This window comes from Mesorhizobium sp. B1-1-5, assembly GCF_006443065.1.
GTDB lineage: Bacteria > Pseudomonadota > Alphaproteobacteria > Rhizobiales > Rhizobiaceae > Mesorhizobium.
Map to the genome: position 1 here is coordinate 1 of NZ_VFWS01000576.1, position 1117 is coordinate 1117.

Consider the following 1117-nt stretch of genomic DNA (forward strand, 5'->3'; position numbering starts at 1 on the left):
CACCAGCACCGGAGCACCGGGCAGGATGCGCACGAAGCCGAAGGCGAGGATGGTTATCCCGATGAAGGTCGGGACGATGAGGGCGAGCTTGCCGAGGATATAACGCAGCATGGCGGGCGAGGTGGGACGGCGCTGTGGCGCCGCCCCGTTTCGCGAACCTTATTCGGCGATATCGACGCCGTCGAAGCGATGGATGCCGAGCGGATCCATCGCAAAGCCGGAGACGGTCTTCTGCATCGGCATGAACACCTTGGAGTGTGCGAGCGTCGCCCACGGTGCCTGTTCCTTGAAGATGACCTGCGCCTGGTCGTAGAGCTTGGTGCGCTCGGCCTGGTCGGAAACCGTCTTGGCCTTGTTGATGAGCGCATCGAAGTCCTTGTTGCACCATTCCGCGCGGTTGTTCGAACCGACGGAAGCGCAGCTCAAGAGCACACCGAGGAAGTTGTCCGGATCGCCATTGTCACCGGTCCAGCCGACGATGACGGAGCCGTCGTGATCGACCGCCGAAGCGCGCTTGAGGTATTCACCCCAATCGTAGCTGACGATGTTGACTGTGACGCCGACCTTGGCGAAGTCGGCCTGGATCAGCTCGGCGGTGCGGCGCGCGTTCGGCATGTAGGGGCGCGACACAGGCATGGCCCAGACATTCATCTTGAGGTCCTTGACGCCGGCCTCTTCGAGCATCTTCTTGGCCGCATCCGGATCGTACGGATCGTCCTTCACGTCCTTGTTGTAGGACCACATGGTCGGCGGGATCGGGTTGACGGCCACCTGGCCGGCGCCCTGGAAGACCGCGTCGATGATAGCCTTCTTGTTGATGGCCATGTTGAGCGCCTTGCGCACGCGCACGTCGTCGAACGGCTTCTGCTGGGTGTTGTACATCAGCGCACCGACATTGAGGCCTTCCTGCTCGTCGACCTTCAGGTTCGGATCGGCCTGCAGGCCGGCGATGTCGGCCGGCGCCGGGTAGGACATGATGTTGCATTCGCCGGCCTTCAGCTTCTGCGCACGGACCGCCGGATCGGTGGTGATGGCGAAGACAAGGTCGTCGATCTTCTGCTTGCCGCCCCAATAGTCGGGGTTGGCCTTGTAGCGGATGGCAGCGTCGGTCTGGTAA

Annotated in this window: 1 protein-coding gene and 1 pseudogene; both read right to left on the minus strand. The window is 62.6% G+C overall.

The annotated features are described in order from the left end of the window. A pseudogene (locus FJ980_RS33435) lies at positions 1–111 on the minus strand (peptide ABC transporter permease); the annotation flags it as partial. Between the two features lie 48 nt (positions 112–159). Further along, a partial coding sequence (locus FJ980_RS33440; protein ID WP_140547648.1) for an ABC transporter substrate-binding protein occupies positions 160–1117 on the minus strand: 958 nt, incomplete at its 5' end.